This is a genomic window from Undibacterium sp. TJN25 (genome assembly GCF_049339885.1).
Taxonomy (GTDB): Bacteria; Pseudomonadota; Gammaproteobacteria; order Burkholderiales; family Burkholderiaceae_D; genus Undibacterium.
This window is the reverse complement of sequence record NZ_JBMPPM010000034.1, coordinates 1-1281: the sequence shown is the minus strand read 5'-3', so window position 1 is coordinate 1281 and position 1281 is coordinate 1. Positions and strand designations below refer to the sequence as shown.

The following is a 1281-nucleotide window of genomic DNA, read 5'->3' as shown; positions in this document are numbered from 1 at the left end:
TGGACTGAACCCCTTGGGCTGGACCAATCGGGTTTCCAGATTTAAGCCGCTTGCCGAGCGAGTTGTGCTTCGAATTTATTGGGTGATTGATAGCCTAGCGCCGAATGCATTCGCCGTTCGTTATAAATCTGTTCGATGAAATACGGCAGCCTATTGGCAACATCACGGAACGTCTCAAAACCGGCCAGATAAACTTCCTCGACCTTCAAGGTCTTCATAAAGCTCTCCGCCTGCGCATTATTGTAAGGGTTCGCCGGCGCACTCATCGAACCAATCAAACCAAACTGCTCCAACGCATCACGATACAGCCTGCTGGCGTATTGGCACCCTCTGTCCGTGTGATGGATGCAGGTGCCTGCTTCTGGCTGCCTTGCAACGTAGGCCGCATTCAATGCAGCCAATGCCAGCGGCGTATCGATCTGCCGCGACAAGGCATAGCCAATGACTTTACGACTACAGGCATCGAGAATAACTGCCAGATAAACGAACCCGGCTGCAACGCGGATATACGTAATATCTGCAACCCAAACACGGTCTGGTTCCGCCGGGATATTGTTACGATACAGGTTCGGATACACACACAAATCGGCCTCGAAACCTTTTGCCGGTTTGAAACGGCGCCTACGATGGGCATGCAAATCATGGGCTTTCATGATTCTGGCGACTCGCTTGTGGTTGATCACATGGCCTCGTGCATTGAGTTCCAACGTAACTCGACGATAGCCGTAACCAGGGAATTCATCGTGGATGTCGTCGATCAGGGCGACCAAAGCCAGGTCATCTATCTGCCGTTCTGCAGCACTTGGTCGATAATAGTAGGTGCTCCGAGGAAGGTCAATCACTTGGCATCCCCGTCGGATGGAGCAGGCCTCGGGCCGCTGACGATCGATGATGTCTCGTTGTCGCTCACGAGTCGAAGCCGAGGTGTTTTTTTAAGGAGGTCGAGCTCCATTGTGAGCTGGCCGACCTTGCGCTCCAGGGCGGCAATATGCGCCTCGTATTCAACCACTGTAGCTGCGGCGGCTTCTTCCAAATCCAGCTCACCGCGATCAAACTGCGTTAGCCACATCTGCATGAGATTGGCTGACAGGTTGTGCGTCTTCAACGCTTCCCGGCGTCCGACTTTGCCACTACGAACATCGGTGCAGACCTGAATTTTAAATTGCAGGCTATGCCGCCGGTATGGTCCTCTAACTGACATGGTGTCGCTCCTCTTGTGAAGGCTCGACAAGCGTATCACTTCATCTTGCTACCTTGGTCCAGCCCGAGGGGTTCAGTCCA

General features: G+C 53.3%; 2 protein-coding genes. Both read right to left on the bottom strand.

Annotated features, from left to right (window positions below; all coding sequences use genetic code 11):
• Positions 1-41: 41 nt before the first annotated feature.
• The gene (locus ACO0LO_RS28975) at positions 42-860 is read right to left on the bottom strand and encodes an IS3 family transposase (RefSeq protein WP_422970010.1); all 819 of its coding nucleotides are present in this window, start codon (positions 858-860) and stop codon (positions 42-44) included.
• On the bottom strand, positions 839-1201 hold the full coding sequence (locus ACO0LO_RS28970) for a transposase (RefSeq protein WP_422970009.1): 363 nt from the start codon (positions 1199-1201) through the stop codon (positions 839-841). The genes ACO0LO_RS28975 and ACO0LO_RS28970 overlap by 22 nt, the downstream gene beginning before the upstream one ends.
• Positions 1202-1281: the final 80 nt, after the last annotated feature.

What these genes read in the sequence shown, in the direction of transcription:
- ACO0LO_RS28970 (WP_422970009.1), bottom strand. Translation starts at nt 1,201, where the DNA reads ATGTCAGTTAGAGGACCATACCGGCGGCATAGCCTGCAATTTAAAATT.